The 783-nt window shown below is 33.0% G+C and carries 1 protein-coding gene; it reads left to right on the top strand.

Going from position 1 to position 783, the window contains the following annotated elements:
- Window positions 1-122 precede the first annotated feature (122 nt).
- The gene (locus tag DNJ75_RS15010; RefSeq protein ID WP_117004205.1) at window positions 123-779 is read left to right on the top strand and encodes an ATP-binding protein; all 657 of its coding nucleotides are present in this window, start codon (window positions 123-125) and stop codon (window positions 777-779) included.
- Window positions 780-783 lie beyond the last annotated feature (4 nt).

Genomic DNA, 783 nt, shown 5'->3' on the forward strand with positions numbered 1-783 from the left:
AATTTGGTAAAGTTTACTTTAAAGAAAAAATATTGCTGCTAGAAGTGTTAAAAGAAGGTGATCAAACCTTACTAGATATGGCGCATAAGATTATTGCTGATCAGCATTGGGACTGTTGAAAGATGAAAGATCAGATAAAAACAGGTGAGCCTAATACAGGAACGATCATACATGCCTTAAAACAAATCTCTCATGGAATACAGTCTAACATTCAGGCAGAGCTGAAAATTTACTACAAAAACCCTGACAAAGTTGCAATACAAGACTTAATTACAGAGTTTGAATATACCTTATTTCACCTGTCTGAAATGAAAGAATTAATTAACGCTATTACTTCAAATAACTGGGATGCTAAAACCTTTACAGTAAACAAAGATATCTACGAATTTATTGAAAGCTACCTTAATAATGCGCCTCTGCATAATTTATCTGTGAAATTGCAAAATTGCTCTACGCGCATTTGTATTTTTAGACCGCTAGAAATACAAATGCTTATTAATAACATTAGACATAATGCAATTAAAGCTGGCGCCACTGAGCTTTTAATACGATGTGGAGAAAATAAAATATCATTTATTGATAATGGACACGGGTTTGATTTCAATAAGCTAAGCAAGAATGACTATCTAAAAAAAGGGATTTCAACATCACACAGTACAGGTATAGGACTTGATCAATGTGTCCAAATAGCGCAAAAATTAAAAGCAAACTTCAGCATTGATAATAGGAATGATAATAGCAAAGGAGCTGCTGTTACACTGAGTTTTCAAGATAAATGAACGG

The organism is Cysteiniphilum litorale (genome assembly GCF_003428165.1).
Lineage (GTDB): Bacteria > Pseudomonadota > Gammaproteobacteria > Francisellales > Francisellaceae > Caedibacter > Caedibacter litoralis.

What these genes read in the sequence shown, in the direction of transcription:
- DNJ75_RS15010 (WP_117004205.1), top strand. Translation starts at nt 123, where the DNA reads ATGAAAGATCAGATAAAAACAGGTGAGCCTAATACAGGAACGATCATA.